General features: G+C 67.1%; 23 protein-coding genes. 10 read left to right on the top strand and 13 right to left on the bottom strand.

Annotated features, from left to right (window positions below; translation table 11 throughout):
- Window positions 1–334: 334 nt before the first annotated feature.
- Entirely contained in the window at window positions 335–1,813 is a 1,479-nt protein-coding gene (locus U3A55_RS10960; RefSeq protein ID WP_330991545.1) for a Cdc6/Cdc18 family protein, read from the top strand.
- A gap of 3 nt (window positions 1,814–1,816) precedes the next feature.
- Here the strand turns inward: U3A55_RS10960 and U3A55_RS10955 are convergent, their stop codons facing one another.
- Window positions 1,817–2,500 carry a S26 family signal peptidase gene (locus U3A55_RS10955; protein ID WP_330991544.1) on the bottom strand — a complete coding sequence of 228 codons (684 nt, stop codon included), beginning with the start codon at window positions 2,498–2,500 and terminating at the stop codon, window positions 1,817–1,819.
- A 137-nt stretch (window positions 2,501–2,637) separates the two neighbouring features.
- Here U3A55_RS10955 and U3A55_RS10950 point away from each other — a divergent pair, with 137 nt between their 5' ends.
- From U3A55_RS10950 to U3A55_RS10930, 6 genes are all read left to right on the top strand, one after another.
- The gene (locus tag U3A55_RS10950; protein WP_330991543.1) at window positions 2,638–4,386 is read left to right on the top strand and encodes a DNA-directed DNA polymerase II small subunit; all 1,749 of its coding nucleotides are present in this window, start codon (window positions 2,638–2,640) and stop codon (window positions 4,384–4,386) included.
- A gap of 52 nt (window positions 4,387–4,438) precedes the next feature.
- A complete protein-coding gene (locus U3A55_RS10945; protein WP_330991542.1) occupies window positions 4,439–5,914 on the top strand; it encodes an MATE family efflux transporter in 1,476 nt (491 codons plus the stop codon).
- 30 nt (window positions 5,915–5,944) lie between these two features.
- Window positions 5,945–6,034: a hypothetical protein gene (locus tag U3A55_RS15280; RefSeq protein WP_424524774.1), complete on the top strand. Its 90-nt coding sequence runs from the start codon at window positions 5,945–5,947 to the stop codon at window positions 6,032–6,034.
- Between the two features lies 1 nt (window position 6,035).
- On the top strand, window positions 6,036–6,803 hold the full coding sequence (locus U3A55_RS10940; RefSeq protein WP_330991541.1) for a DUF7089 family protein: 768 nt from the start codon (window positions 6,036–6,038) through the stop codon (window positions 6,801–6,803).
- Window positions 6,804–6,841: 38 nt separating this feature from the next.
- On the top strand, window positions 6,842–7,402 hold the full coding sequence (locus tag U3A55_RS10935) for an Sjogren's syndrome/scleroderma autoantigen 1 family protein (protein ID WP_330991540.1): 561 nt from the start codon (window positions 6,842–6,844) through the stop codon (window positions 7,400–7,402).
- A gap of 210 nt (window positions 7,403–7,612) precedes the next feature.
- Complete coding sequence (locus U3A55_RS10930) at window positions 7,613–8,005, top strand: universal stress protein (RefSeq protein ID WP_330991539.1); 393 nt, start codon at window positions 7,613–7,615, stop codon at window positions 8,003–8,005.
- Here U3A55_RS10930 and U3A55_RS10925 read toward each other — a convergent pair.
- The 11 genes from U3A55_RS10925 to U3A55_RS10875 form a co-directional block, all read right to left on the bottom strand.
- Window positions 8,002–10,410, bottom strand: coding sequence for a DEAD/DEAH box helicase (locus tag U3A55_RS10925; RefSeq protein ID WP_330991538.1), 2,409 nt, complete (start codon window positions 10,408–10,410; stop codon window positions 8,002–8,004). The genes U3A55_RS10930 and U3A55_RS10925 overlap by 4 nt on opposite strands.
- Before the next feature lie 211 nt (window positions 10,411–10,621).
- Complete coding sequence (locus tag U3A55_RS10920) at window positions 10,622–11,182, bottom strand: dolichol kinase (protein ID WP_330991537.1); 561 nt, start codon at window positions 11,180–11,182, stop codon at window positions 10,622–10,624.
- Window positions 11,179–12,903, bottom strand: a complete 1,725-nt coding sequence (gene glyS / locus U3A55_RS10915) for a glycine--tRNA ligase (RefSeq protein ID WP_330991536.1) — start codon at window positions 12,901–12,903, stop codon at window positions 11,179–11,181. The genes U3A55_RS10920 and glyS overlap by 4 nt, the downstream gene beginning before the upstream one ends.
- Window positions 12,900–13,751 carry a CBS domain-containing protein gene (locus U3A55_RS10910; protein ID WP_330991535.1) on the bottom strand — a complete coding sequence of 284 codons (852 nt, stop codon included), beginning with the start codon at window positions 13,749–13,751 and terminating at the stop codon, window positions 12,900–12,902. The genes glyS and U3A55_RS10910 overlap by 4 nt, the downstream gene beginning before the upstream one ends.
- Window positions 13,752–13,792: 41 nt before the next feature.
- Window positions 13,793–14,362 (bottom strand): DUF7529 family protein, encoded by a 570-nt coding sequence (locus tag U3A55_RS10905; RefSeq protein WP_330991534.1) that lies wholly within the window; start codon window positions 14,360–14,362, stop codon window positions 13,793–13,795.
- 44 nt (window positions 14,363–14,406) lie between these two features.
- The gene (locus U3A55_RS10900) at window positions 14,407–14,970 is read right to left on the bottom strand and encodes a DUF7555 family protein (protein ID WP_330991533.1); all 564 of its coding nucleotides are present in this window, start codon (window positions 14,968–14,970) and stop codon (window positions 14,407–14,409) included.
- A gap of 1 nt (window position 14,971) precedes the next feature.
- Entirely contained in the window at window positions 14,972–16,525 is a 1,554-nt protein-coding gene (locus U3A55_RS10895) for an ABC transporter ATP-binding protein (RefSeq protein WP_330991532.1), read from the bottom strand.
- Window positions 16,522–17,718 carry an ABC transporter ATP-binding protein gene (locus tag U3A55_RS10890; RefSeq protein ID WP_330991531.1) on the bottom strand — a complete coding sequence of 399 codons (1,197 nt, stop codon included), beginning with the start codon at window positions 17,716–17,718 and terminating at the stop codon, window positions 16,522–16,524. The genes U3A55_RS10895 and U3A55_RS10890 overlap by 4 nt, the downstream gene beginning before the upstream one ends.
- Entirely contained in the window at window positions 17,718–19,196 is a 1,479-nt protein-coding gene (locus U3A55_RS10885; RefSeq protein ID WP_330991530.1) for an ABC transporter permease, read from the bottom strand. Before U3A55_RS10885 ends, U3A55_RS10890 begins: the two co-directional genes overlap by 1 nt.
- 1 nt (window position 19,197) lies before the next feature.
- Window positions 19,198–20,295, bottom strand: coding sequence for an ABC transporter permease (locus tag U3A55_RS10880; protein ID WP_330991529.1), 1,098 nt, complete (start codon window positions 20,293–20,295; stop codon window positions 19,198–19,200).
- Window positions 20,296–20,449: 154 nt separating this feature from the next.
- A complete protein-coding gene (locus tag U3A55_RS10875) occupies window positions 20,450–22,285 on the bottom strand; it encodes an ABC transporter substrate-binding protein (RefSeq protein WP_330991528.1) in 1,836 nt (611 codons plus the stop codon).
- Between the two features lie 172 nt (window positions 22,286–22,457).
- Here U3A55_RS10875 and U3A55_RS10870 point away from each other — a divergent pair, with 172 nt between their 5' ends.
- The 3 genes from U3A55_RS10870 to serA all read left to right on the top strand — a co-directional run bounded on the left by U3A55_RS10870 (window position 22,458) and on the right by serA (window position 24,794).
- A complete protein-coding gene (locus tag U3A55_RS10870; RefSeq protein ID WP_330991527.1) occupies window positions 22,458–22,622 on the top strand; it encodes a DUF7556 family protein in 165 nt (54 codons plus the stop codon).
- A gap of 36 nt (window positions 22,623–22,658) precedes the next feature.
- Window positions 22,659–23,078: a PPC domain-containing DNA-binding protein gene (locus U3A55_RS10865; protein WP_330991526.1), complete on the top strand. Its 420-nt coding sequence runs from the start codon at window positions 22,659–22,661 to the stop codon at window positions 23,076–23,078.
- 132 nt (window positions 23,079–23,210) lie between these two features.
- A complete protein-coding gene (gene serA, locus U3A55_RS10860) occupies window positions 23,211–24,794 on the top strand; it encodes a phosphoglycerate dehydrogenase (protein ID WP_330991525.1) in 1,584 nt (527 codons plus the stop codon).
- On the opposite strand, the gene U3A55_RS10855 is transcribed toward serA, so the two are convergent.
- On the bottom strand, window positions 24,791–26,440 hold the full coding sequence (locus U3A55_RS10855) for a histidine kinase N-terminal 7TM domain-containing protein (protein ID WP_330991524.1): 1,650 nt from the start codon (window positions 26,438–26,440) through the stop codon (window positions 24,791–24,793). The two genes, serA and U3A55_RS10855, sit on opposite strands and share 4 nt — an antisense overlap.
- Between the last annotated feature and the right edge of the window lie 14 nt (window positions 26,441–26,454).

The following is a 26,454-nucleotide window of genomic DNA, read 5'->3' as shown; positions in this document are numbered from 1 at the left end:
GCGCCGGCGCAGTCAGTTCGCGCAGGCGCTCGACGTGCCCCTGATTAGGCGGCCCGGCACGCGCGGCCCGACACGCTCCGCGTTTCCTCACGATACGCTCGAACCGCTCTTCTCTACTCGAACCCGCTCGGTCTCCCGATTATCCCTGTCATTGTTCAACACGGGATGCCGGACCGAAACTTATTAACTACTGTACTTTCCATTGTTTCATCTGCATCAACTGCATACGCCTCACGGGCGGCCACCGTGATTCCGGCGGTACGGTCTCACTTACGCCGGTTCTCGCTGCTCCGCGGGCATTTCCACCTGAAACAGAGGGGTGAACGATTCAGTTATGGACGACAACACACCGGCGGACGACCGACGCACGGCACGCGACTTCGACGTGGAAATCGACGACGTCCTCGACGAGGACGGTGAGGACGAGGACGAAGGCCTCTTCGACGACCTCCTCCGCGGCGAACCCATCTTCGAGAACAAGGAAGTCCTCCGCCCCTCCTACACGCCCCACGAACTCCCGCACCGGAACGAACAGATCAACAACATGGCGACTATTCTCGTCGCCGCGCTCCGCGGGGAGACGCCGTCTAACATCCTCATCTACGGCAAGACGGGCACGGGGAAGACCGCGTCCGCGAAGTTCGTCAGCCAGGAACTCGAGAAGACCTCGCGGAAGTACGAGGTCCCCTGCGAGGTCGAGTACATCAACTGCGAGGTCACCGACACCCAGTACCGCGTGCTCGCGCAGCTCGCGAACACCTTCATCCAGCAGAACCGCGAGTTCGTCGACGAGCGCGTGGACGAACTCGAAGACCTCGCGGAACGCGCGCGCGACGACCCGCACGCGCTCACGGACACCGACTTCGACGACGTGGATGCAGTCGTCGAACGCGTCGACTCCCTGCTCGACGACCGCGAGGAGATGGAGGACGTGCCGATGACGGGGTGGCCGACCGACCGCGTCTACACGGAGTTCTTCGACGCCGTCGACTACGTCGAACGCGTCGCCGTCATCATGCTCGACGAGATCGACAAGCTCGTCGAGAAATCCGGGGACGACACCCTCTACAACCTCTCCCGGATGAACTCCGAACTCGACAACTCCCGCGTCTCCATCATCGGCATCAGTAACGACCTGAAGTTCACGGACTTCCTCGACCCCCGCGTCAAGTCGAGTCTGGGCGAGGAGGAGATCGTCTTCCCGCCCTACGACGCGAACCAGCTCCGCGACATCCTCGAACACCGCTCGGAGACGGCCTTCAAGGCGGACGCGCTCTCCGAGGACGTGCTTCCGCTGTGTGCGGCGTTCGCCGCACAGGAACACGGGGACGCGCGGCGCGCGCTCGACCTCCTCCGTACTGCGGGCGAACTCGCCGAGCGCGACCAGGCCGACATCGTCACCGAGGCGCACGTGCGGCGCGCACAGGACAAGATAGAACTCGACCGCGTCGTCGAAGTCGTCCGCACCCTTCCCACCCAGTCCAAGCTCGTCCTGTACGCCATTCTCGTCCTCGAAAAACACGGCGTGCACAACATCAACACGGGCGAGGTGTACAATATCTACAAGCGCCTCTGTGACGAAATCGATGCCGACGTACTCACGCAGCGTCGGGTGACCGACCTCATCAGCGAACTCGACATGCTCGGCATCGTGAACGCCGTCGTCGTCTCGAAGGGCCGCTACGGCCGCACCAAGGAAATCAGCCTCTCCGTCCCCGTTGAGGAGACCGAGGCCGTCCTCGAAGCGGACTCCCGGCTCGGAGACGTGGAGAACGTCACGCCGTTCGTGCAGGCGCGCTTCGACAACGAGTGAGTTCTACGAGACGAGTTCGGTGACGGCCTCACCGACCGTGGCTTCGCCGGAGAAGACGAGTCGAACGTAGCCGAGCCACGGCACCCGGAACTGCGAGCGGCCCTGCACCCACTCTGGCTTGACTGGGCTGCTGATGCCGTTCACCTGGTCGTAGTACTGATTGTGGTCTCCCTTCGTGACGAACCCCGCGTGGGGCGCGGGGCAGTTCGAAATCGCCGCACAGCTGCTGCCGTCGACGTACGCCGGGTTCGCTCGCTCGTACCAGTTCTCGCCGTCCGCGACCCAGAACCGGGCGCGGTGGATGATCGGCGTGGTATCGCCGCTTCCGTCCCGCTGGTAGACGATGACGTCGCCGTACCCGCCGAAGCGCTGGTAGTCCACGTCCTCGGCCATTTCGTGCGTGATGACGCCCGTGTCGGCGTACCCCATGTCGCCCGCGAACCGGTGTTCTTCAGTGACGAACACGAGATCGCCGCGTTGCATGTGTGGCTGCATACTCCCGGATTCGACGGCGACGAGCGGCGGCCACAGCCCGCTCACGCCGAACAACAACATACCGACCAGGAGGACGGTGAGCGCGCTCGACACCATCTCGCGGACGAACACGACGAACTCGTTGTCGGTTCGGAACACCCACCGGACGGCGTCCGTGGGGCTTCTTCGGGGGTCCGGCGCGTCGTCGGCCATACAGGACGGACGATGCGCCCGGGGTCAAAAGCCCCACCGGTCCACTTTCACAGGCGGTACGAGGCGGATGCCACGGGGCTTGACCCCGAGGCGGTTGACCGCAGGGCTTTTGCTCGCGTCCCGCCTCCCGAGTGAGTGTGCCGAACTCGACGCCGGTCGTGGTCGTCCGGGAACTCACGAGCCACGGCTACAACGCCGACCGGGACGCCGTGACCCTGCTCGCGGACGAGCCCGACCCCGCGCGCGCCGTCGAGCACGTCGTCGAGCACGCCCCCGCGGACGTGCTCACCATCTCCGCCGCGCAAGTCCGTGATGCGCTCGACGCCCGCGACGACGACGCGGAGCGCGACGACCGCCCGGGTCCCTCTACGGACGCCGCCACGCAGCCGTCCGAGGACGCATCAGCTGCGGATATCGAACCCGACGACACAGCGTCCAACGATGCGGTGTCCACCGACACCGTGCCCGCCGACACCGCTTCTGAGTCCGCCCCGCCGAAACCCCAATCCTCCGTTTCAACTGAACGCAAAAAACAAAATAAAACTCCCGAGTCTGGTGGTTCTCCACCTGAAGAAAAGGGGGTTGATTCAGGGGGGCGGGAGGTGGACGCGTCCGGTGTCGAGGACGCGATGGACGCGGACTCCATCGGCGAGTTCGAGCGCGCGATCGATGACACGCTCCACGAACTCAGTATCTCGAACGACATCACCGGCGAATCCACGGGAACCGGCGAGTACACGGACTTCGTTTCGGTGTTCCGCGACCGCTACGACAGGCTCTCCTCGAAACTCCGCGGACGCGTGAACCACCGGCCGACGAACGCGCTCGAATCGATGGGTGGCGGGAGCGAGGCCGCCATCGTCGGGATGGTGAACGACATCCGGTCGACCGCGAGCGGCCACTGGCTCATCGAACTGGAGGACACGAACGGCGTCTTCCCCGCGCTCGTGATGAAGGACCGCGACATCGCGGCACACGTGGACGAACTCCTGCTGGACGAGGTCATCGCCGTCGAGGGGTCGCTCGCGCAGGACGGCGGCATCCTCTTCGTGGACTCCATGCACTTCCCGGACGTGCCGCGGACGTACAAGCCGAACACGGCCGACCGGCACGTGCAGGCCGCGCTCATCAGCGACGTGCACGTCGGCAGCCAGGAGTTCGCGGACTACGCCTGGGAGTCGTTCGCGCGCTGGCTCCACACCGAGGAGGCCGAGCACGTCGAGTACCTCCTCATCGCGGGCGACATGGTGGAGGGCGTCGGCGTCTACCCCGACCAGGACGACGAACTCGACATCGTGGACATCTACGAGCAGTACGAGGCGTTCGCGGAGAAACTCAAACAGGTCCCGGGCGATATGGAGATCGTGATGATTCCGGGGAACCACGACGCGGTTCGGCTCGCGGAACCCCAGCCGGCGTTCGACGAGGAACTCCGCGACATCATGAGCGCGCACGACGCCCGCATCACCGGGAATCCGAGCGTCGTCACCGTGGAGGGCGTGAACGTCCTGATGTACCACGGCGTCAGCATCGACGAGGTCATCGCCGAACACCCGAGTGAGAGCGTCTCCTACGAAGACCCGCATCGGGCGATGGAGCAACTGCTGAAGAAGCGTCACGTCGCCCCCCAGTTCGGCGGCCGACTCCGCGTCGCCCCCGAGAAGGAGGACTACCTCGTTATCGACGACGTGCCGGACGTGTTCCACACCGGCCACGTCCACAAGCTCGGGGTCGGGACGTACAACAACGTCCGCCTCGTGAACTCGGGGTGCTGGCAGGAGCAGACCGCGTTCCAGAAGTCCGTCAACATCGACCCGGACGTGGCGACCGCGCCCATCCTCGACCTCGACACGCTCGACGTCACCGTCCGGAAGTTCGAAAACTAAACGCGTTTGCCGGCTGCCGAAGGCCCTTTTGTGCGCGTCGAGAACTCCCGCCGTGTTACGCGCCGCGTTCCGCCGCCTCACCGCCATCATCTACGCCTTCCCCGCCTTCCTCGCGCGAATCGGATTCCTCGACCGCGAGAAGGGCGAGGAGGCGTTCGACCTCGCCGTCCCCGCGATGGTTACGGGCGGCCTGCGCACGCTCCTGCGGACCGCGGATTTCTTCATGGTGAGCGTCGCCGTCGGCGGCGCCGGGAGCGCGGTCGCCGCGCTCGAGTTCGGGTTCCAGTACTACTTCATCCCGTTCGGCCTCGCGCTCGCGCTCACCTCGGGCACCATCAGCGTCGTCTCCCGACTGAAGGGCGCCGACCGCCACCGCGAGGCCGACTTCGCAATCAAGCAGTCGCTCTGGCTCTCCCTCCTCCTCTCCGTCCCCATCACCCTCGCGACGTGGGTGTACGCGGAGCCACTTATCGACCTCCTGACGAACGACCCCGTCGCCATCAGGGAAGGCGCGGTATACCTCAAGATCGTGATGCTCTCAGTCGCCTTCCGGTTCTGGGGGATGATTGCGTCCCGCGCGCTCGCCGGCGCGGGCGACACCCGCACCCCGATGTACGTCCGGCTGCTCACCCTCCCGACGAACGTCGTCGTCAACGCCGTCCTCATCTTCGGCCTCCTCGGGTTTCCCGCGCTCGGCGTCGCCGGCGCCGCCATCGGAACCGCCGTCGCGAACGCGCTCGCCGCCGCCATCTTCTTCGCCCTCCTCGTTTCTGGGAAGTACAGCGTTCAACTCCACCTCGGCGGGAAGCAATGGGACTGGAGCATCGCGACCGAAATCGTCCGCGTCGCCGTCCCGCTCGCCGGCACCCGGCTCTCCCGCACGTTCGGACGCTTCCCGTTCCTGTTCGTGCTCGCCGTGCTCGGCAGCGAGGTCGTCGCCGCGTACGCCATCGGCCGCCGAATCATGCTGCTCGCACTGATGCCCGCGTGGGGGTACTCCACGGCATCGTCGACGCTCGTCGGCCAGGCTATCGGCGCGGGTGACGGCGACGAAGCCGCCGAGTACGGCTGGCAGACCCTCCGTATCGCGCTCGCCACCCAGCTCGTCATCGCCGCCGGCATCTTCGTCGCCGCGCGCCCCCTCGCCGCCGCGTTCGACGCCGCCGACCTCGAACTCACCGTCACCTTCATCCGCGTGTTCGGCCTCGGCGTCGCCGCGTTCAGCGTCTCCCGCACCCTCCGCGGCGGCCTCCGCGGCGCGGGCGACACCTCGTGGCCGTTCTACGGCGGCCTGCTCAGCACGTACGTGGTCCGCCTCCCCATCGCGTTCGCCGCGCTCCCCGCGACGTTCGCCGTCACCGTCCCCCTGTTCGGCGTCACGCTCACCCCCGGCCTCGGCTGGGCGCTTCCCGCCATCTACGCCGCCATCGTCGCGGACATGTACACGCGCGCCGCCGTCAACTTCGTCCGGTTCCGCTCCGGGAAGTGGCGCGAAATCGGCGCGCGAGCCACGAACCAAACGACCTGATTTAAGTGGGACGCGGCCCCCTGAACGGGTATGAGCAAAGCGACGAAGTTCGTCCTCGGCACCGTCGGCGCGTCGGCCGCGCTCTCACTCGTCATCGCCGCCCAGATCGCGCTCGCGTAGCGTGTTCGAGGCGCGCGACCTCCCCGCCGACGTAGCGAGCATCCGCGACGACCACGCCCCCGGAGCCGTCGTCCTCGACGCCACCAGTGACTTCGAGACCCTGCCCGGGCACGCGCTCGACGACCTCGCCACCCGCGCGGACGCGCTCACCCCGACCGCGTACGACTCCGACTGGCTCCCCGACGACAGCCCCCAGCTGCTCCGCAGACTCACGTCGGGCGACCTCGTCATCGGGATGCCCGGCGACGGGAGCGTCGCGTGGACCCGCCAGACCGACCCGGCGTTCGTCATCGTGAAACCCCGCGTCGAGGGCGCACCCGACGACTTCGTGGACTTCCTCGTCGCGGAGGCGCTCGTCGAACTCGGCCGCGACCTCCCCGAACATTTCCTCGGATTCTTCGAGGACGCCTACCCGGACTTCGCCAGCGCCGTGGACGCCGACCCGACCACCACGTACCAGGTCGCGCTCGCCGCCTACGACGCCTACCGCGGCCTCCACACCCGCGATGTCTTCGAGTCCTGGGCGGACGACCGGGAGTACCTCCACGACGCGTGGCGGGACGCCGGCGACCGCCTCCAACCCCGCCTGGACGACCTCCCCAGCGAGGTCGCGCGCGGCACCACCGACTTCGCCGACGCGGCCGAACTCGCGTGCGGCGCCGTCAAGCACGACCTCGACGTGCCGACGCCGTTCGGCGCGCTCGACACGCTCGCGTACCGCGACCACGGCCCCGACTACGCCGTGAAGTGGGCGGAGAAGCTCTTCTAACCACAGCGAAGAAGTCCCCAGACCTCCTCTACTCTCTCATGAGCGACGAGTTCGACCGCGAGGAAGAGAAACGACAACTCCGCGAGAAGTACGCGCGGGACCAGCAGGACCGCGAGGTCACCGGACGGATGAGCGACCTCCTCCTGCAGGGCGCGACGATGACGAACAAACACTGCGACCGCTGCGGCAGCCCGATATTCCGACAGAACGACGAGGAGTTCTGCCCGACCTGCCGAGCCGAAGACAACCAGTCCGAACCCGCCGACGGAACCGGCGACGAACCCGCGACGGCGGACGCCACAGCATCCACGCCCGACTCCGAGACCGCCGAGGACACGGCGACCACCACCCAGTCTGTGCGCGCACCCGCCCCGGCAACGAAGAGCGACACCGCAGAACAGACCGCCTCGGCCGACGAACCCACACCCGCGTCCTCCTCGACCGACACCGCCACCCTCGATGACGCTCGCGCCGCCCTCACCGACTCCGTCGAAACGCTCGCCCGCCGCGCCAGCGAGACCGACGACCCCCGCCGCGCCAAGGACTTCCTCGAAGCCGCACACGAGGCCGCCGACACACTCGACGCACTCGACCGATAATCCGTCCGCCGAACCCAACGCCCACGGCGTTCAGCGTCTTCCCGCGCGGCTCTGCCGCGCGGGTATCTCGCGGCGTTGCCGCTCGATTCTCTCCGACGGCGAAGCCGTCGGAACGGACTTCACGCCCACGGCGTTCAGCGTCTTCCCGCGCGGCTCTGCCGCGCGGGTAGGCCACCAACACTTAACCTTCTTCTCCGCTCACGTTCCGCCATGAAGATACTCGTCCCCGTGGACGGCAGCGACATCAGCTTCCGAGCGCTCTCCTTCGGCGCGGAGATGGCGCGGCGCTACGAGGGCACGGTGCACGTCGTCCACATCACGGACCGGAAGAACGACGCGACGGACGAAATCATCGAACGCGCGAAGGACATCCTCGACGCCGAGGGAATCGAGGACGACCCCGAGGTCAGCCTCGACCTCGACCTCGACTTCCGGCCGTCGAAGCGCGTCGGCGAGGACATCCTCACACTCGTCGACGAGCGCGGCTACGACCACGTCGTCATGGGCCACCACGGCTCCGGTGCCGTGGAGCGCGCCATCCTCGGGAGCGCCGCCGAGACCGTCATCAAGTCCGACACGGTCGCGGTGACGGTCGTCCCTTAGGGCTCGTACTCGGCGCCGACGACCTCCCGCACGCGCTCGGCGGTGACTTCGCCGACGCCCGACACCTCCAGGAGGTCCTCCTCGCGCGCGGTCATCACTTCCTCCACCGTCCCGAAGTGCTCCAGGAGCGAGCGCGCCGTCACGGGTCCGATGTCCGCGATGGACTCCACGACGTACTCCTGCTGTTCGTCCAGCGTCTTCGCGGATTTCTCGCCGTGCGCGCTCACTTCCCGGTCGCGCTCCAGCTGCTCCCGGTTCGCGATGGTTTCGAGCAAATCCGCGGTGTCGCCCTCGTCCTCCGTGCGCAGAACGCTGATGCCGTAGTCCACCGCGAGACTCGCGAGCGCGCCCCGAATCGCGTTCGGGTGGACGTTCCGCGCGCCGTAGAGGTCGTCGCCCTCGATGACGTACACCGGCCGGTCGTAGTGCCGAACGAGGTCGGTCGCCTGCTCGAACACCGAGCGGTCGCCCCCCAGCAGGGTGTCGAGGAAGTCCTCGATGCTCTTGCGCTCGACCGCCACCCGGTCCGAGAGCACGTAATCCCCGACTGCGAGCGTTTCCAGCCGCGTCTCCACCTGTTCGCGCTTTGAGAGGTCGCGGGCGATGTGGGAGTCGAGTTCACGCTGGTCAATCACCACCTCGACCGCCTCCGCGTCGTCGTGGTGTGGGTCGTCCGGCGTCTCCTTCCGCTCGACTTCCTGCTCGTCGGGGTCCGGCGGTTCGAACCCGGCCAACGCCGCCTGCCCCTCACTGTCCTCGCTTTCACCCTCCGTCTCGTCGCTCGCGTCGTCCGCGCCGGCAGTCTCGTCCCCGCTGTCGAAGTCCGTGAGCGCCTGCTGGCTGTCGTCGAGTTCGTCCTCGACCTCGTCCGCGACGCCCTTCAGGTCGCGGAGCTCCTGCTCCATCTCCTTCTCGCGACGCCGGCTTATCCAGAAGTACGCCTCGTCCCGGGTGTCCTCCGCCATCAGCACGACGACCCGGCCCTCGTCCTGGCGGCCCGTCCGGCCCTTCCGCTGAACGGACCGAATCGCCGTCGGCACGGGTTCGAAGAACAACACGAGGTCGACCTCCGGCACGTCCAACCCCTCCTCGGCGACGCTCGTCGACACGAGCACCTCGAACTCGCCCGCGCTGAACGCGTCCAACCGGTCCTTCTGCTCGGTCTGCGTCATCCCGTCCGAGCCGTCCTTGTCGCCCTGGCCGACGAACCGCTCCGTCTCGAAGTGATTCCCGAGGAACTCCGTGAGCGCCTCCGCCGTGTCCCGCGATTCCGTGAACACGATGACGCGGTCGCCGCCCTCGATACCCAGCGTCTCCGCGAGCAACATCCGCACCCGGCGGAACTTCGGGTGGAGGTCGTCGTACTCGTCGACGCGCCGCATCGCCTCCTTCACCCGCGGCTCGCTCACCAGTCGCTGACTCGCCTTCGACGCGCCCGACGACCGCGCCGCGTTCCGCTGACGCTCGAAGTATCTTCGTACCGATTCGACGCTCTGCGTCTCCACCAGTTCGACCGCGCGCCGGAGCTTCATCACCTCCGCGTGCGCGCTCATCCCCTCGTAGCCCTCCGACTGGTCGTTGTCGATGAGCTTCTGGAGCTGTGCGCGCATCCGATTCAAGTCCTTCTGCGAGACGTCCGGCTGCGTCGTGTTCGTCACGCCCAATTCCTTCAAGGCCTCCAGGCGCTCCTGAATAACCTCGTTCAGCTTGTCCCGAATCTCGATAATCTCGTCCGGGAGGTCGATGCGCTCCCACTCGACATCCGTGTCGTGCGTGAACGCCGCAACGTCGTCGTCGTCCTCCGTCTTCACCTCTACCGACGTGATACCGAGGTTCTCACACACCTGCCGGATGTCCTCCTCGTTCCCGCCCGGGCTCGCGCTCATCCCCGTCACGAGCGGGTCCGCGGCGTCCGCGAGGTAGCGCTCCGCGATGTACGTATACGCGTAGTCACCCGTCGCGCGGTGGCACTCGTCGAACGTGCAGTGCACCACGTCCCGCAAGCTCACGCGGCCGCCGACGAGGTCGTTCTCCACCACCTGCGGCGTCGCGATGACCACCCGGGCCGACTCCCAGAGTTCCGCGCGGTCGTCCGGGCGAACCTCGCCCGTGAACACCACGATTTCGTCGTCCGGAACCTGAAGCGCCTCCCGGTAGAACGTCGCGTGCTGCTCCACCAGCGGCTTCGTCGGCGCGAGCAGGAGGGCTTTTCCACCACTATCCGCCGCCAGTCGCTCCGCCGTTACGAGCAGGCTCACCGCAGTCTTCCCCAGTCCCGTCGGGAGGCAGACGAGCGTGTTCCCGGAGAGCGCTCGCTCCGCGAGGTCCACCTGGTAGTCGCGGCGCTCGATGACGCCCGCCGAGAGGAGCGGGCGGCTCACGTAGTCGGCGTCGGTGGCGGCCATTCACCACGGTGTTGGCCGTTCACGCGTTTAAGCGTTCGTGTGGTGGGGTGAAAGTGAACTAGTCCACGAGTTCCGCGAGTTCGAGGAGGCTGTCGAGGCCGAGTACCGCTACGACGAGCGCGATGACGAGGAGCGCCACTATCGCGATGACTGCCCACTCGACTGGTGTCATACTCGCGGGTTCGGACGCCCCGGAAAAACCGTTTGTGGCCTACAGGAGGTGGATGGTCGCCCACATCGCGCTCGCGGACGCGACCGGAATGGAGAAGTTGTCGTCCACGACGTACGTGAACACGACGGGTTTCACGCCGTCCGCCACCGCTGCGGCCGCCGCGCCCGCGACGGCAGCGGGCACCGGAACGCGGAGCAGGCTGGCGATGGCGAGGCAGAACCCGAACGTCGCGAGCATCACCCACGACTGCTTCATCCCGAGGTCGCCGCTCGACAGGATTCCAGAGACGGGGTCGCCGAGCGTCAGCATGAACATCGCGGGCACCGCGACGAACGGGTCGAACGCGAGCGCGACGAGCGCCATCGCCACCGCGCCGAGCGCGTACCCCGCGGGGTTCTCCTGCTCGTACTCCCGCGTGAGTTTCGAGAAGACCCGCCAGTGGTCGATGACGCCCGCGAGCCGAAGCGCCTCCGCCGCGGCGACGACGACGCACGCGAGAACGAGGAATCCTTGAATATAGGCCCACGGCGCGCCGAGCAGCCAGGCGAGGGGGACGACTGACGTGCTCGCGTGGACGGCGCGCCGCGGGAGTTCGCTCACAGGTCGGAGAAGTCGACGCGGCCCGCGCGGAGGTCGGCGAGCACGCCGGGGAGGTCGTCGATGTCGACGCGCGCCTGGTCGGTCGAGTCACGGTCTCGCAGCGTCGCGTCGCCGTCCTCGAGGCTTTCGTAGTCGACGGTGACGCAGAACGGCGTGCCGACCTCGTCCTGCCGGCGGTACCGGCGGCCGATGTTCCCGGAGTCGTCGTACGTCACGGAAAAGCCGGCTTCGCGGAGGTCTCGCGCGAGGTCGCGCGCCTCCTCGCCGAGGCCGTCCTTGTCCATCAGGGGGAAGACACCGACGAACGTCGGCGCCACCTCGGGGTCGAGTCGGAGCACGTCGCGCTCCTCGCCGTCGACTTCGTCGGTGTCGAGGGCGTGCGCAAGGACGGTGTAGACGACGCGTCCGACGCCGAACGCCGGTTCGACGACGTGCGGCGTGATGTGCCGACCGGCCTCCGTCACTTCCTCCACCGCAAAGCCGGTCTTCTCGACGGGGACCTCGTACGTCTCGCCGTCCACTTCAACCGCAACGATGTCGTCGTCGAACGCCGCGCGGTCGCGTTCTGCTTTCGCTTCGAGCGCGTCCGCCACGTCGCCCGCCGCGCCGCCGAACTCGGGGCCGAGGTAGGACATGTCGGGGTCGACGGTCGCGCGCTCGACGGTCTTCGGCTCGTCGAACTGCTTGAACACCGTGAAGTTCTCTCCGGAGTGCTTCGCGTGCTTCGAGAGGTCGTAGTCCGTCCGGGACGCGAGCCCCTCGATTTCGATCCAGTCGCCGTCCACCTCGGACTCGGCGTCCCAGCAGTCGCTCGCGTAGTGCGAGAGTTCGCCCGGGAGGTGCTGGCGGAACCGGAACCGGTCCATGTCCACGCCGACGCGGTCGAACCATCGCTGACTCACGCCGAGCCAGTACGCTGTCCACTCGTCGCCCACGATATCCTCCTCGACGGCCTCACGCGGCGTCTTCTGGACGTACTCGCCGTCCTCTGCCTGCTGCTCCGAGACGGGGTAGAGGGTGAGCGAGATGTCGCTCACGGAATCGAGGTCGGGACTGTCGGACTCGGGGTCGAAGAAGTACTCCAACTCCGCCATCGTGAACTCACGCGTCCGGAGAAGGGCGTTCCGCGGGCTGATTTCGTTCCGGTAGCCCGTCCCGACCTGCGCCGCGCCGAACGGCAACTGTTCGCGCGCGTACTCCTTCAGCCGCGGGAACTCCACGAACATCCCCTGCGCGGTCTCCGGGCGCATGTAGCCCGTCTGGCCGTCACCCGGCCCGATCTGGGTCTTGAACATGAGGTTGAAGTTCTCCACGTCCTCGCCCGCGAGCGGCGTGCTGCAGTTCGGACAGACGAGGTCGTGGTCGCGGATGAGGCCCTCGACCTCGGGAATCGGGAGGCTTTCGGCGTCCTCGATGCCCGTGTTGTCCTCGATGAGGTGGTCGGCGCGATGGCTCTCCCCGCACTCGGGGCACTCGACGAGCATGTCGTCGAACGTCTCGATGTGGCCGGACGCCTCGAACACGGGTTTGGGCGTGACGGTCGGCGCGTCTATCTCCATGTTCCCCTCGCGGGTGACGAAGCGGTCGCGCCACGCGTCCTCGACGTTCCGCTTCAGGCTCGCGCCCTCCGGGCCGTACGTGTAGAAGCCGGCGACGCCGCCGTACGCCTCGTTCGCCTGGAAGAAGAACCCACGGCGGCGGGCGAGCTCGTCCAGATTCATAGCGCGGAGAGCAGGTCGATGTCGCGGACGATGCCGGTGAGGTCGTCGCCGCTCACGAGCGGGAGCTGTTCCACGTCGTGCGTGAGCAGCAACTGCGCGACCTCCCGCGCGGTCTTCGTGCTCGACACCGTCACGGGGTCGGCCGTCATGAACTCCCGAACGGGTTCACCGGGAATCTCGACGTTCCGCGTCGGGAAGTAGCGGTTCCCGACCGCCTTGATGCCCTCCCACATCCAGTCGTCGTCCTGTCCGGCGATGGAGTCCCCGATGTCGTCCTCGCCCTCGACGACGCGCGCCACGTCGATGACGTCGACCTCGGTGATGATACCCGCCATCTCCGCGTCGTCACCGAGCACGACCGCGTACGGCACGTTCGCGTACGCGATTTCGCGCTCGGCCACGGGGAGCGGCGTCCCCGCGTACACGGTGTTCACGTCGCGGCGCGCGAGCCCGCCGACCTCGCTGTCGCCGTCCACGTCGCCGTCCGCGATGGCGCGCACCACGTCCGTGATGGTGACAATCCCCTCGAGTTCGCCGTCCTCGCTGACGACAGGAACGCGGCGCGCGCCCTCCGCGACCATCAGGCGCGCGGCCTCCACGAGCGACGCGTCCGCTGCCGTCGTCGGCACGTCCTGCATCAGCAGCGCGAGCTGGTCCTCGTCCGGCTGCTCGATGAGGTCCTCCCGCGAGACGAGTCCGCGGTAGCGTTCGCCCGCGTCAGTCTCCTTGACGACAGGGACAGAAGAGAACTCGCGCTCCTGCAGATACGTGAGCACGTCCTCGCGAGTACCCGGAAGCTCGACCGTCACGAGCTCCGAGCGTGGTGTCATCGCGTCAGCGACGTTCATGTGGACGGCCTACGATGCCCGCCCATTTGTAGGCTACGCCCTCAGTTCTCGGCGACGACGCGGTCCGCCTCCGGGAAGAACTTCTCGTAGCCGTCGTGCTCGAACGACCCGAGGTGGGTCGTATCGAGGCGCTGGACGTGCGTGTACAGCCCGCCCTGTTCGACCGCGGCCTCGACGAGCGGCTGCGCGTAGTGCCGGAGGAAGTTCCCCGCGATGAAGATAGCCGTCTCGGTTTCGGGGTCGCGGAGTTCCGTCACGAGGAACACGCGACCGTCGACCTCGGCGCGGTACACGTCGTAGACGGGGAAGCCGTCCTCCCGGAACGCGTCCTCGAACGCCGCCGCGTCGTTGTCCGGAACGACGTGGAAGATGCCGTACTGCACGTCCTCGTCGTCGGGGTCGTCGTTCGAGTCGAGGCCCTTCGTCGCGGTGTCGCCCGCGCGCAGCGTCACCGTCGTCCACCCCTCCGCTTCGAGGTCGTCCGCGAGCGCCTCCATGTCCGCGAGGGTCTGCGCCCACGCGTCCCGCTTCGCGTCCGGGTTATCCGTTATCTGCTCGCGTCGCTCCGCGAGCTCGTCTTTATCCGGCGTATCTGCTCCCTGATTGACCATACCGTGAAGTCGGCGATTCGGACGGAAGAACGTTCCGCTGGCCGTTAGACGCCGAACGAAACCTCGAGAACGAACGATACGGCGAGCAGACAGAGCGCGGTCGCGCCGGCGGTCACGCCGACCCCCGGCCGGTCAGCCGGCTGAAGCGGGACGAGCGAGGCGGGCGGCAGCCGCGCCGCCAGTCGGGCGACTGTCCCGCCGCGCTCTTCCTCGCCGAAGTCGTCCGGCCCGCGCCCGTTCGCGTCGACGCGGCTGCGGCGACCGCCGCCCGTGAACGGGTTCAGCACGTTCGCCGCGTCCGTCGCCTTCTCACGGTCGCTGCGCTCGTCGTCCTCGTCGACTGGGTCGGCGGTCTGCTGGACGCGGGCGCTCGTCGCCTCGTCGCTCTCCGTCTCCCGCTTCCACGCCGCCGTCGGCCGGAGTTTGATGGCGGCGTACCCGAGGAGGAGCCAGCCGGCGACGAACTGGCCGAACTTCACGCCGGACGCGCCCGCCTCGTACAGCGCGCTCACGGCCGCCAACGCGACTGACACGCCGATTGTACCGATGGCTGCGTACGTCACGATGTACGCCGCTTTGCCGACCCAGTGCCGGCGTGCCCCAGTCATGCTAGTCGAGTACGTGCGTTTCGAGGTATTCCGCCGGGTCCTCGTAGTCGTTCTGGTGTCGGTGACACCGGCTCTGCCGGCCGGTCTCCGACACCTCGTGGTTCCCCGGGCGTTCGCGCTCGCAGACGCTCCCGAACTCCTCGCGGAGCGCCGCGCGCGCCGCCTCGCTCTCGCCCGCCCGAATCTGCTCGACCGCCGCCCCGATGTGGGTCTCGACCTCGCTCGGGATGTCGAGGGCGCCGAACACCTCGTCGACGAGGTCGTCGATGTCCTCGTAGGGGTCGGAGAGGCCCGCGAGTTCGAACACCTGCTGGGTCACGGACGTATCCCGGCTCTCGCGCTGCCGGAGGACGTCGCGGAACGTCTCGATAGCCTCCCACACGTCGTTGTCGATGTCTTCGTACTTCTCCGGGCGAATCTTCATCGGGCACCGCGTGCTGAACGCACACCCGCTCGGCGGGTCGCGCGGACTCGGCGGCGTCCCCCGCAGCGTGATGCGTTGCTTGTCCGCGGTCGGGTCCGGCTCGGGAATCGCCGATAGCAGCGAGTGCGTGTACGGGTTCGCCGGGTCGTCGAACACCTCGTTGGCGGGCCCGAGTTCCATCACGTTCCCGAGGTACATCACGGCGACGCGGTCACAGATGTGCTCGACGACCGCGAGGTCGTGCGCGATGAACAGGTACGTGAGGTCGAACTCGTCCTGGAGGTCGTCGAGGAGGTTCAGGATTTTCGCCTGTACGGACGCGTCGAGCGCCGACACCGGCTCGTCGAGGATGATGAAGTCGGGTTCGAGTGCGAGGGCGCGGGCGATGCCGATGCGTTGTTTCTGGCCGCCCGAGAACTGGTGGGGGTAGCGGTAGTAGTGCTCCGGCTGCAGTCCCACCGTATCGAGTAGTTCGCGGACGCGCGCCCGCCGAAGCCGGCGCTTCGTCGTGTTCACGCGAGCCCGCACCCGGTCGCTCTCGACGGTGACGTCGACGCGCTCGGGTTCGAGCGGAATCTCCTCCCGGATGTCGACCGCGGTTGCGCCGTCCTCGACGGTGACCGTGATGTCGGGGCGGTCGTGCGCGTCGCGGTCGAACGCCGTCACGGTGTCGCCCGCGACCTCCCGGCCGTCGGCGCCCGTGAGCGCGACGGAGAGGTACGGCCAGTCGTGCACGTCCAGCGGCTCCTGAACGATTTCGCCGACGGTCATCCGCTCGTTCAGGCTGCTGTCCGGGTCCTGGAACACCATCTGGACGTTCCGCCGCCACTGCTTCAGGGCCTTCCCGGAGAGCGCGGTGGCGTCCGTCCCGTTGTACGACACCTCGCCCGCGGTCGCCTGCTCTAGACGGATGAGCGTGCGGCCGAGCGTCGTCTTCCCGCACCCGGACTCGCCCACGAGGCCGAGGGTCTCCCCGCGCTTGATGTCGAAGGAGACGCCGTCCACGGCCTTCACGGGCTTGTTATCGAACACGCCGTCGCCGCCGTAGTACGTCTTCAGGTCGCGGACGCGGACGAGCGTGTCCTCTTCGGGGGTCGATTCCGTCGTCGGGTTCGAATCTATCGTGCTCATCGTTCGACCTCCGCGCCGGTAGCGTGCGACCGGTGGCGCTCGACGGCCGCCTCCCGTGTCTCGTCCTCCGGATAGAGCAGGCAGGCGGCCTCGTGGTCCTCGTTCTCGTCGTTTACGTCCACGAGGACGGGGTGGACGTGGTCGCACTCGTCGAACGCCTTCGGACACCGGGGCGCGAACCGGCAGTACGTCGCGGGTTCGTTCGGCGTCTCGACGTCGCCTTCGATGATGCTGAGGCGGTCGCCGCCCGTGTTCCGCGAGGGAATGCTGTCCAGCAATCCCTGCGTGTAGGGATGCTTCGGGTTCCCGAACAGTTCCTCGGCGCTCGCGCGCTCCACGAGTTCGCCCGCGTACATCACGTTCACGCGGTCGCAGATTTCGGCGACGACGCCCATGTCGTGCGTGATGAACATGATGGAGAGGTCGCGCTCCTCCTGCAACTCCTTCAGGAGTTCCAGAATCTGCGCCTGAATCGTCACGTCGAGCGCCGTGGTCGGTTCGTCGCAGATGAGGAGTTCGGGGTCGCAGGCGAGCGCCGTCGCGATGACCGCGCGCTGGCGCATCCCCCCGCTGAACTGGTGGGGGTACTCGTCCACGCGCCGGGGCGCGTCCGGAATCCCGACGGCTTCGAGGAGTTCGATGGCCTCCCGGGTCGCCTCCCGGCCGCGCAGGCCCTGATGGAGTCGAAGCGCCTCCTTGATCTGGTTTCCGACCGTGTAGACGGGGTTCAGGCTCGTGAGCGGGTCCTGGAACACCATCGAGATGGCGCTCCCGCGGAGCCGCTGCCGGGCGTTCTCGGGCGTGTTCGCGATGTTCACGTAGCCCGCGGTGATCGTGCCGTCGGCGTCGCGGTCCTCCACGACGACGAAGTCGCCGTCGCTGACGGTGTCGCCCTCGGTGCGGTCCGCAGTGGCGCGGCTGTAGCGGTCCGCGAACTGCCGGACGGTGTCGATACCGCGGTACTTGATGTGGCCGTCCGTTATCTTCCCGGGACTCTCGACGAGGCCCATGATGGAGCGCGCGGTGACCGACTTCCCGCTCCCGGACTCGCCGACGATACCGACGGTCTCGCCGTACCCGATGTCGAAGGAGACGCCGTCCGCCGCGCGAATCGTCTCCTTCTCCGTGAAGAACGCCGTGTGGAGGTCCTCGACGGACAGAATCGCGTCCGTGCCGGGACGTGCGCGCGGCATCACGCACCACCTCCGGTCGCGCCGACCTCGTCGGCGCCTGCGCCTTCACTCTGCGGGTCGATGGCGTCACGGATGCCGTCGCCGAGCGCGTTGAACCCGACGACGACGGTCGTGATAGCCAGTCCCGGCAGCACGGAGATGTGCCAGGAGTCCGAGATGATGTAGTTCTGGCCGACCGAGACCGCGCGCCCCCACTCGGGCGTCGGCGGCTGCACGCCGATACCGATGTAGGAGAGGCCGGCGGTCGCGATCATGTACCCGCCCATGCTCATCGACGCGTAGATGAGGAGGTAGCCGACGATGTAGGGCGCGACGTGCTTGCGCATCAGCACGTCCGCGCGCTCGCCGAACGACTCGGCGGCGTCGACCCACTCGTTCTCCACGGTCTGGAAGGCGGGGCCGCGCACCGCACGCCAGAGTCCCGTCCACCCCCACGCGCCGAAGATGAGCGCGAGCACGAACGCGCCGCTATAGATTTCAGCTATCCACGTGTCGCCGAGCGCGACGCTGAGCATGATGAGCACCAGGAGTTGCGGCATCGACTGGAACGAGTCGCTCACGAGCACGGTCGCGAGGTCGAACACGCCCTTGTAGTACGCGGACATCAGCGCGAGCGACACCGCGATGCTGCCCGCGATACCGATGGCGACCAGGCCGATGAACAGGCTCACCCTGGCGCCGTACGCCATGAACGTGAACAAGTCCTTCCCGGATATCAGTGTCCCGAACGGATGGAACCGGTCGTACTTGTCGTAGGAGCCGATACCGAAGTTCTGGCTGTCACCCGAGGACTTCGAGGCGATGTTTGCGGTTCCCGCGGTAACCGTTTGCACGCTGCTGGACGCTTCGTCGTAGTACTGTATCTCGTGGCCGTACGGGTTCTCGATGTTCGCGTTCGCCGTCGTCGGGCTGATAGTCGGCGCGAAGATGGCCATCACGATGAACGCGAACACGATGACGAGCCCGAACGTTCCCCACGAGTGCCCGCGGAGTCGGTCGATCATGTCGTCGGTCGGCGTCCAGCTCGCGTACCGGTAGTGCTCGCGGAACACGAGGTAGCCGCGCCACACCCAGTAGAGCACGAGGAACGCGTACGCGTACACGAGGGTGAGGCGGAGAGCCCACGCGAACGCCGGCGACAATCCGAGGAACGTGCTCTCCCAGGAGCCGTCGGGCATCTGGTAGCCCTGGTTCGGGACGAGGCCGCGGTCGAGCAGCGTCGGCAGGCCGTTCACGGCTGTGCCGATGTCCGCGACGACCCCGAGCACGCCGCCGAGCGGCCCCGAAACGACGCTCGGGAGCGCGCCGAGGAGCGGTTCCGTGACGACGTCGTACGGAATCGCCATGGCGAACCCCGCGATAGCGCCGAGTTCGACGGCGATGAGCGCCACGAACACGGCCGCCCAGAGGACGGCGGGCCGCGGGTTCGCCGTGATGCGGTCTGCCAGCGGTTGGTCCGAGTAGTCCGTTGCAGCCATGCTATTGTCCCTCGAAGCCGACTCGTGGGTCGATTATGGTGTAGAGGATGTCTTGAACGATGTTCATGATGACGAGCAGCAGGATGAAGACGTACATGAGCGCGCTCGCGAGCGGAATGTCGCCGTTCATCATCGATTGCAGGAACACGTAGCCGATGCCGTTGATGGCGAACACGTACTCGATGAGCACGCTTCCGCCGACGAGCACGAACGCCTCGGCCGTGATGACGGGCACCAGGGGGATGAGGGCGTTCCGGAAGATGTGCTTCCAGACGATGGTGCGCGGCGGCAGGCCCTTCGCCTTCGCCATCTCGACGTAGTTCGAGTTCTTCGATTCGAGCATCGCGGTGCGGCCGATCCGCATCTCGTTACCCATGCTCGCGGACCCGAGCACGATGGACGCCGGGAGGATTTTCTTCGTCGCGGCGAGCAGGTTCTCCCAGTTCGGCATCGGCAGGCCGAGCGTCGTGTTCGGGCCGAGGAGCTGGCTGAGGTCGGGCGGGCCGATGACTTTCGTCTGGACGATCCAGCTCTCCCAGTTGAACGGCTGGATGCCGCTCACGGCGGGGAGGCTGTTGAGGAGGTTGGCGATGCCGACGGTCGCGCCCTGCGAACTGGACAGGAACTGCATAATGATGACCGCGAGCCAGAAGTTCGGCATCGCGCGCCAGACGATTCCGCTGAACGAGGCGGTGTAGTCGCCGAGCGTGTTCGGGTTGAGTCCCGCGTAGAACCCGAGCGGTATCCCGATGAACAGCGGGATGAGCACCGCCCACGCGCCCATCCAGATCGTCCGGGGGAGGAACTGGACGACGATATCGAAGGCGGGTGTTGCGGGTGAGAACACGTACGATTGCCCGAGGTTGAACGTCAGGAGGTCAGCCATGAAGTCGAGGTACCGACTCCAGAGCGGTTCGTTCAGGTTCAAGTTCCGTCGAATATCCGCGGCGGCGGGACCATTCGCGTTCCCGCGGCCGAGAATCGCCGAAACCGGGTCGATCGGCCCTGCGTACAGGATGATGAACGTCAGGGACGTCCCGAAGATGACGACGGGAATCGAGAGGAGGATTCGTTTGAGGAGGTAGGCCAGCCTGTTCATGACTGTACCCACCGCCCCGTGCCAACCACTTCCATGTTGCGTGCGGTATTGTAGCCCGTGAGCCGTAATTAGGCCTGTCGCTTTTGACTTCTATTCGTCCAGATACATGCGAAGCTACCCGCGGAAAATAAATAAACCGGTCGTGTTTCTTTTGTTACTCGTACTGCCCGCGGTCGCCGATGGTGACCTGATTGAACTTCGTCGACGCCGTTCCCATCGGGCCGACGCGAGGCTTGTCGAGCCACGAGTACGACATGTGTTCGGCGTTGGGGTGGAAGCAATTGACGAACACGACGTCCTCCCAGTTCGCCTTCTCCATCTCGAGGTAGGCCTCGGCACGCGTCTGCTTCGCTTCCTCGGTCAGGCCGTAGTTGTTCGTGATGGTGTTCCAGGCTTCGCGGGCCGTCTCGGCCGCGTCAGTGCCTTCCCAGTTCGTGTACGCGACAACGTCGTCCTGGTCGACCTGCGAGTACTGCGGTGCGAGCAACTGAAGGAAGTTGTCGCCGCCGGGGTAGTCCGCGCTCCAGCCGAGCGTGTATCCCTCGAGGTTGCCGTTACGGCCGCGCTCGGTGAGCGTGTTGAACGGCACCGACTCGTAGTTCATCTTGATGTGGCAGGACGCGAGCTTGTCCCGCATGAGCTTCGTCTCCTCAGACCACGTGTCGGACTGGTAGGTGGTCATGGTGAACTCGTACTTGTTGTCCTGACTGTACCCGGCTTTCTCCATGACGTTTCGGGCTTCCTGAAGCAGCGACTCCTCCGCCTGACTCTCACCGTAGCCGTACGGGAAGTCCTGCGCCGCCTCGTCGTAGGCGGACGCGCCGCCGGGGTAGAGACCCGGGGGCAAGAAGAAGTACGCCGGCTTGTACGGCCGACCGAACACCGTGTTCACCATCTGTTTCGCGCTGAACGCGTACGCGAACGCCTTCCGCGCAGGCTTGATGACCTTGTCCGTGTTGAACGCGTAGTAGTACGTGCCGAGCTCGGCCGTCCGGTAGTAGTCCGCGGTCAGGCCGTTGGCGAGCGGTCCGTACGTTCCGTACTTGTGCCCCTTCTCGTCCGTGCCCTCGATGGTGACCTTCTCGGGGACGTACTTCGACGAGGGCACGGACGGGTGGTCCGCGTTGACGTTCTTCGTCGCGTACGTGTAGAGCGCGTTCGTCTTCTCGACGATCTGGAAGTGGACGCCACCGACCTTCGCGGTCTCACCGTGGAAGTCGTCGTAGCGCTCGAGGGTCGCTTCGGTCCCCTTCGTCCACTTACCGAGCGTGAACGGACCGGTCCCCATCGGGCTCTCGGTCGCGTACTCGGACTGGCTGACTTCGCCGTCGTAGCCTTCGATGTCGCCGACGTACCCCTCCTTCTGGGCCGAGAAGGGATCGTACGCCATCATTTCGAGCGCCGCGTAGAACGGCTGGCTGAGCTCGACCTTGAACGTGGTCTCGTCGACGGCGTCGACGCCGAGCGACCCGGGGACGTAGGACCCGTCGTCGTTCTCCTCGTGCGTGACGCCGAGCACGTCGAGCAGGAACGAGGCACGGCGGCTGCTGTCGGAGCCCGCGAGGCGCTCCCACGAGTACACCATGTCGGACGCGGTGAACGACGAACCGTCGTGGAACGTGACACCCTCCTTGAGTTCGAACGTCAGAACGGTGCTGTCGTCGTTGAGTTCGTAGCCCGTCGCGAGGAACGTCTCCGCCGTCGTGTCCGCGTTCGGATAGACGGTCAGCGCATCGTACATCTGGTGAATGAGATACGCGGACGCCTCGTCGGTGGACTCGACGGGGTCGAGCGTCGTGATGGTGGAGTTCGTCATCCGGTACGTCTTGTCCGAACTCCCGGTGTCGCCGTCGTCGGTCGTCGTACCCGAAGTCGTGGTGTCCTCCGTCGTGTCCGAGCTGCCGGAACAGCCCGCGAGCGCAGCTGCTGTCGCCGCGCCGCCGGTCGCTTGCAGGAAGCGACGCCGGCTGACGTTGTCATTGTCTGTCATCCGGGCAGGTATTGCCACCCGATTGTGATAAACTTACTGATTTGAAGGGTGCGGGTCGGTATGGTTGGAATCCGACGATAAACCCTCCCAGTTCTCGGCTATTGTTAACCGTTAACGCGGGGGCTGTCGGAACGACGGGGTTAAATAGGGCTGTTACTATGTACCACACGTCATGGCAACCTCTGCCACTGCCGTCCCGGCGTCCGGCGCTGATGTGATGGCCTCAATCGACGACGAGGGCCCGGAAGAGCGCCTCGTCATCGCGGATGTCTCCCGCGACGACGCGTGGGTAACCATCGATGCACGGGACGCAGCGCCGCTCGCGGAGTGGCGATAACGCACCTTTTTCCCGACTCCCCGATTCGACTCCCGTATGGACTACCGCGAAGTCACCACGAACCGCGAGTTCCTCGCGCGCATGGAACACGGCGCGGATTGGCGCGAGGAGATAGAGGGCCTCGCCCGCGACGAGGGCGTCGAGGCGGGCTGGTTCGTCGCGATGGGCGCCGTGCAGGACGCCGAACTCTGGTACTACGATCAGGACGAGTTCGAATACACCTCCGCGCGGTTCGACGAACCGCTGGAAGTCGCGGCGTGCGTCGGGAACGTCTCACTGCTCGACGGCGACGTGTTCGCGCACACCCACGCGGTGCTCTCCCGGAAGTCCGGGCAAGCGCTCGCCGGCCACCTCGACCGCGCGACGGTGTTCGCGGGCGAGGTCTCCCTCCGCGAGTTCGAAACGCCGCTCGAACGCGAGCACGACGACGTGACTGACCTCGACCTCTGGCTGTAGCGCGGGCGTGGGTATCCCCGCCCACCGAACGCCCGAAAAACCCACAAACGTGTATATTATAGGTGGTGTTCGGCGTCGACAATTCATGCACGTGCAGAAACCTTTACGCGGATGGGACGACTCCACCACGACATGAAGGTACTCGTTACGGACCCTATCGCGGACGCCGGCCTCCAACGACTGCGCGACGCCGGCCTCGATGTCGTCGAAGCGTACGAGGTCGAGGGCGACGCGCTCCTCAACGCCGTCGCCGACGCGAACGGACTCATCGTTCGCTCCGGCACCGAGGTCACCCGCGAGGTGTTCGAACACGCGCCCGACCTCCGCATCGTCGGCCGCGCCGGCATCGGCGTGGACAACATCGACATCGACGCCGCCACCGACCACGGCGTCATCGTCGCGAACGCCCCCGAGGGCAACGTCCGCGCCGCCGCCGAACACACCGTCGCGATGATGTTCGCCACCGCGCGCTCCATCCCGCAGGCCCACGCCCGCCTCACCGACGGCGAGTGGGCGAAAGGCGACTTCCTCGGCACGGAACTCAACGGCAAAACCCTCGGCATCGTCGGCCTCGGCCGAGTCGGCCAGGAGGTCGCGAAACGCCTCGGCGGCGTCGGCATGGATCTCGTCGCGTACGACCCCTACATCGGCGAGGACCGCGCGAACCAGCTCGGCGCCGAACTCGTCGACCTCGACGACTGCCTCGACGCCGCGGACTTCGTCACCGTCCACGTCCCGCTCACGGACGAAACCCACCACCTCCTCGGCGAGGACGAACTCGCGCAAATCGAGGGCGGCTATCTCGTGAACGTCGCGCGCGGCGGCGTCGTCGACGAGGACGCGCTCGCCGACGCCGTCGAGGACGGCGTGCTCAAGGGCGCGGCGCTCGACGTCTTCGAGGACGAACCGCTCCCCGACGACTCCCCCCTGCTCGACGCCGAGGACATCATCACCACGCCCCACCTCGGCGCCTCCACCGAAGCCGCCCAGGAGCACGTCGCCACCACGACCGCGGACCAGGTCGTCGCCGCGCTCGCCGACCAGCCCGTCCTGAACGCGCTGAACGCGCCGAGCGTCGACGAGACCGCGTACGAGCGCATCGAACCCTACATCGACCTCGCCGAGACCGCCGGCAAGGTCGCCGCCCAGCTGTTCGGCGAGCGCATCGACCGCATCGAGGTGACGTACGCGGGCGACATCGCGGACGAGGACCTCGACCTCGTGACGGCGAGCGCGCAGAAGGGCGTCTTCGAACCCCTGGAGTGGAACGTGAACGCCGTCAACGCCCCCCGGGTCGCCGAGGAGCGCGGCATCGACGTGACCGAATCGAAGACCCACACGACCGAGGACTTCCAGAGCCTCCTCACCGTCACCGTCGGCGTCGACGACCGCGAACTCTCCGTCTCCGGCACGCTCTTCACGGGCAACGAACCCCGCCTCGTCTCCATCGACGGCTACCGCGTCGACGCCATCCCCCACGGCACCATGCTCGTCGCACGTAACCGCGACGAACCCGGTGTCATCGGCCTCATCGGCACCGTGCTCGGCGAGAGCGACATCAACATCGCGGGGATGTTCAACGCCCGTGAAACCATCGGCGGCGAAGCCCTCACCGTCTACAACCTCGACAACCCCGTTCCCGACGACGTGCGCGAGGAACTCGTCGCCGACGACCGCATCATCACCGTTCAGGAAATCGACCTGAACAGCGACTAACCCGCGCGCTCCGTCCGCGTCCCGGCCGCTCGCACGTCTTCTCCGTCCGCGGTCGTTTCGAACGCGAAGCGCGCGCCACCGGTCTCTGCGCTGTCGAGTGACACGGTCCAGTCGTGCGCGTCCGCGATAGCCCGCACGATAGCGAGGCCGAGGCCGGTTCCGGCGTCGCTCGTGGTGTACCCGTCGTCGAACACGCGTTGGCGCTCGCTCTCCGGGATACCCGTCCCGTCGTCCGCGACCACGAATCCGGTATCGGTCGCGCGCACCGTAACCGTCTCGGCGTCCCCGTGCGCGACCGCGTTCCGGAAGAGGTTCTCCAGTAGACTCCGCAGCTGCGCGCGGTCAGCGAGCACGCTCCCCGCGGATTCGATGGCGAGCGACGCGCTCCCGGTCTCGCTCGTCTCCCACGCGTCCCGCGCCACCGACCCGATATCCACTCGCTCGCGCTCGGGCACGCCGAGGTCGGTGCGGGCGGCGCGCACGGTGCTGTCCACCACGCGCTCCACGCGGTCGAGCGCTCGCTCCGCTCGCTCGAAGTCGTCCGGGTCCCCGGTCTCCTGCGCGAGTGCAAGCGACCCGGCCGCGACCGTGAGCGGACTCCGCACGTCGTGACTGATGGTGTCAGCCACCCGGTTCAGCCGGCCGTTCTCGCGTTCGAGCTCCCTGCGCTTGCGTTCGAGCTCCGTGACATCCTGCAGCCGAACGAGCGCGCCGCCGTCCGGAAGGTCGCTCCGAGTGACGGCCACCCAGCGCTCCCGGCCGTTCGCGTCCACCACCGCGACCGGGGTGTCCGCGTCGGCGTCGCGGAGGCGGTCCGGGAGCACGCGCTCGACCGGGTCGCCGACCACGTCCGCGGCGTCGAGCAGTCGCGTCGCCGCGCGGTTCACGTCGACGACGCGCCCGCGAGCGTCCACGACGACAACGCCGTCGTCGAGTTCGTCCACGAGCGTGTCCCGCGCGACCGGCACCACGTCGAGGAGGGCGTGCCGGGAGAGCGCGTACCCGAACGCGACCGCCGTCACGCCGACGAACGCCTCCGGCTCGAACGGACTGCTTCCCGCGAAGTACGCGGCCTGCGCGACCGCGGGCACGCTCACGCCGACGAGTACGGCGACGAGCTGTCCGCGGAACGCGGACGGCGACTGGACGAGCGACTGCAGGAGGAACAGGGTTCCGAGCGTGTTCGTCACGCCGAAGTACGCCCACGCGAGCCAGAACCAGACGCCGAACTCGCGGGTGAGGGTGACGACACCCCCGACCGTTTCGAGCGCGGCGTCCGTGCGTACGAGTCCCCGAAACCCGGTCCACGCGAGCAGGAGCGTCACCGCCGGCACGACGCAGAGCAGCGCGAGCGTCCGCGGGGTGAGCCAGTCGTCGCGGTCGGCGTACTGCGCGGCGAACACCACCCACGCGACCGGCGCGACGGCGATGCCGACGTACTGGACGTCCACCGCGAGCAGTTTCTGGGGGAGCGTCGTCGCCGCGACCTGCAGCGCGTTCCCGGCCGCCCACACCGCGGACGCTACGAGGAACGCGGTGAGCGCACGCGCGCCCGGTGCCGACCGCAACTGCCACGAGTACCCGGCGACGAGCAGCGCTGCAGCTGCGGACACCAGCGACACCCAGACCTCGGGCGTGACCTGCATCCCCCTCTCTAGGG

Source organism: Salarchaeum sp. III, assembly GCF_036418315.1.
Taxonomy (GTDB): Archaea; Halobacteriota; Halobacteria; order Halobacteriales; family Halobacteriaceae; genus Salarchaeum.
This window is presented reverse-complemented; position numbering and strand designations above follow the sequence as displayed.

Excerpts from the sequence above, each read along its gene's own strand:
- U3A55_RS10960 (WP_330991545.1), top strand. The coding sequence starts at position 335 with ATGGACGACAACACACCGGCGGACGACCGACGCACGGCACGCGACTTC.
- U3A55_RS10955 (WP_330991544.1), bottom strand. The coding sequence starts at position 2,500 with ATGGCCGACGACGCGCCGGACCCCCGAAGAAGCCCCACGGACGCCGTC.
- U3A55_RS15280 (WP_424524774.1), top strand. The coding sequence starts at position 5,945 with ATGAGCAAAGCGACGAAGTTCGTCCTCGGCACCGTCGGCGCGTCGGCC.
- U3A55_RS10935 (WP_330991540.1), top strand. The coding sequence starts at position 6,842 with ATGAGCGACGAGTTCGACCGCGAGGAAGAGAAACGACAACTCCGCGAG.
- U3A55_RS10930 (WP_330991539.1), top strand. The coding sequence starts at position 7,613 with ATGAAGATACTCGTCCCCGTGGACGGCAGCGACATCAGCTTCCGAGCG.
- U3A55_RS10925 (WP_330991538.1), bottom strand. The coding sequence starts at position 10,410 with ATGGCCGCCACCGACGCCGACTACGTGAGCCGCCCGCTCCTCTCGGCG.
- glyS (WP_330991536.1), bottom strand. The coding sequence starts at position 12,903 with ATGAATCTGGACGAGCTCGCCCGCCGCCGTGGGTTCTTCTTCCAGGCG.
- U3A55_RS10910 (WP_330991535.1), bottom strand. The coding sequence starts at position 13,751 with ATGAACGTCGCTGACGCGATGACACCACGCTCGGAGCTCGTGACGGTC.
- U3A55_RS10905 (WP_330991534.1), bottom strand. The coding sequence starts at position 14,362 with ATGGTCAATCAGGGAGCAGATACGCCGGATAAAGACGAGCTCGCGGAG.
- U3A55_RS10900 (WP_330991533.1), bottom strand. The coding sequence starts at position 14,970 with ATGACTGGGGCACGCCGGCACTGGGTCGGCAAAGCGGCGTACATCGTG.
- U3A55_RS10895 (WP_330991532.1), bottom strand. The coding sequence starts at position 16,525 with ATGAGCACGATAGATTCGAACCCGACGACGGAATCGACCCCCGAAGAG.
- U3A55_RS10890 (WP_330991531.1), bottom strand. The coding sequence starts at position 17,718 with ATGCCGCGCGCACGTCCCGGCACGGACGCGATTCTGTCCGTCGAGGAC.
- U3A55_RS10885 (WP_330991530.1), bottom strand. The coding sequence starts at position 19,196 with ATGGCTGCAACGGACTACTCGGACCAACCGCTGGCAGACCGCATCACG.
- U3A55_RS10880 (WP_330991529.1), bottom strand. The coding sequence starts at position 20,295 with ATGAACAGGCTGGCCTACCTCCTCAAACGAATCCTCCTCTCGATTCCC.
- U3A55_RS10875 (WP_330991528.1), bottom strand. The coding sequence starts at position 22,285 with ATGACAGACAATGACAACGTCAGCCGGCGTCGCTTCCTGCAAGCGACC.
- U3A55_RS10870 (WP_330991527.1), top strand. The coding sequence starts at position 22,458 with ATGGCAACCTCTGCCACTGCCGTCCCGGCGTCCGGCGCTGATGTGATG.
- U3A55_RS10865 (WP_330991526.1), top strand. The coding sequence starts at position 22,659 with ATGGACTACCGCGAAGTCACCACGAACCGCGAGTTCCTCGCGCGCATG.
- serA (WP_330991525.1), top strand. The coding sequence starts at position 23,211 with ATGAAGGTACTCGTTACGGACCCTATCGCGGACGCCGGCCTCCAACGA.
- U3A55_RS10855 (WP_330991524.1), bottom strand. The coding sequence starts at position 26,440 with ATGCAGGTCACGCCCGAGGTCTGGGTGTCGCTGGTGTCCGCAGCTGCA.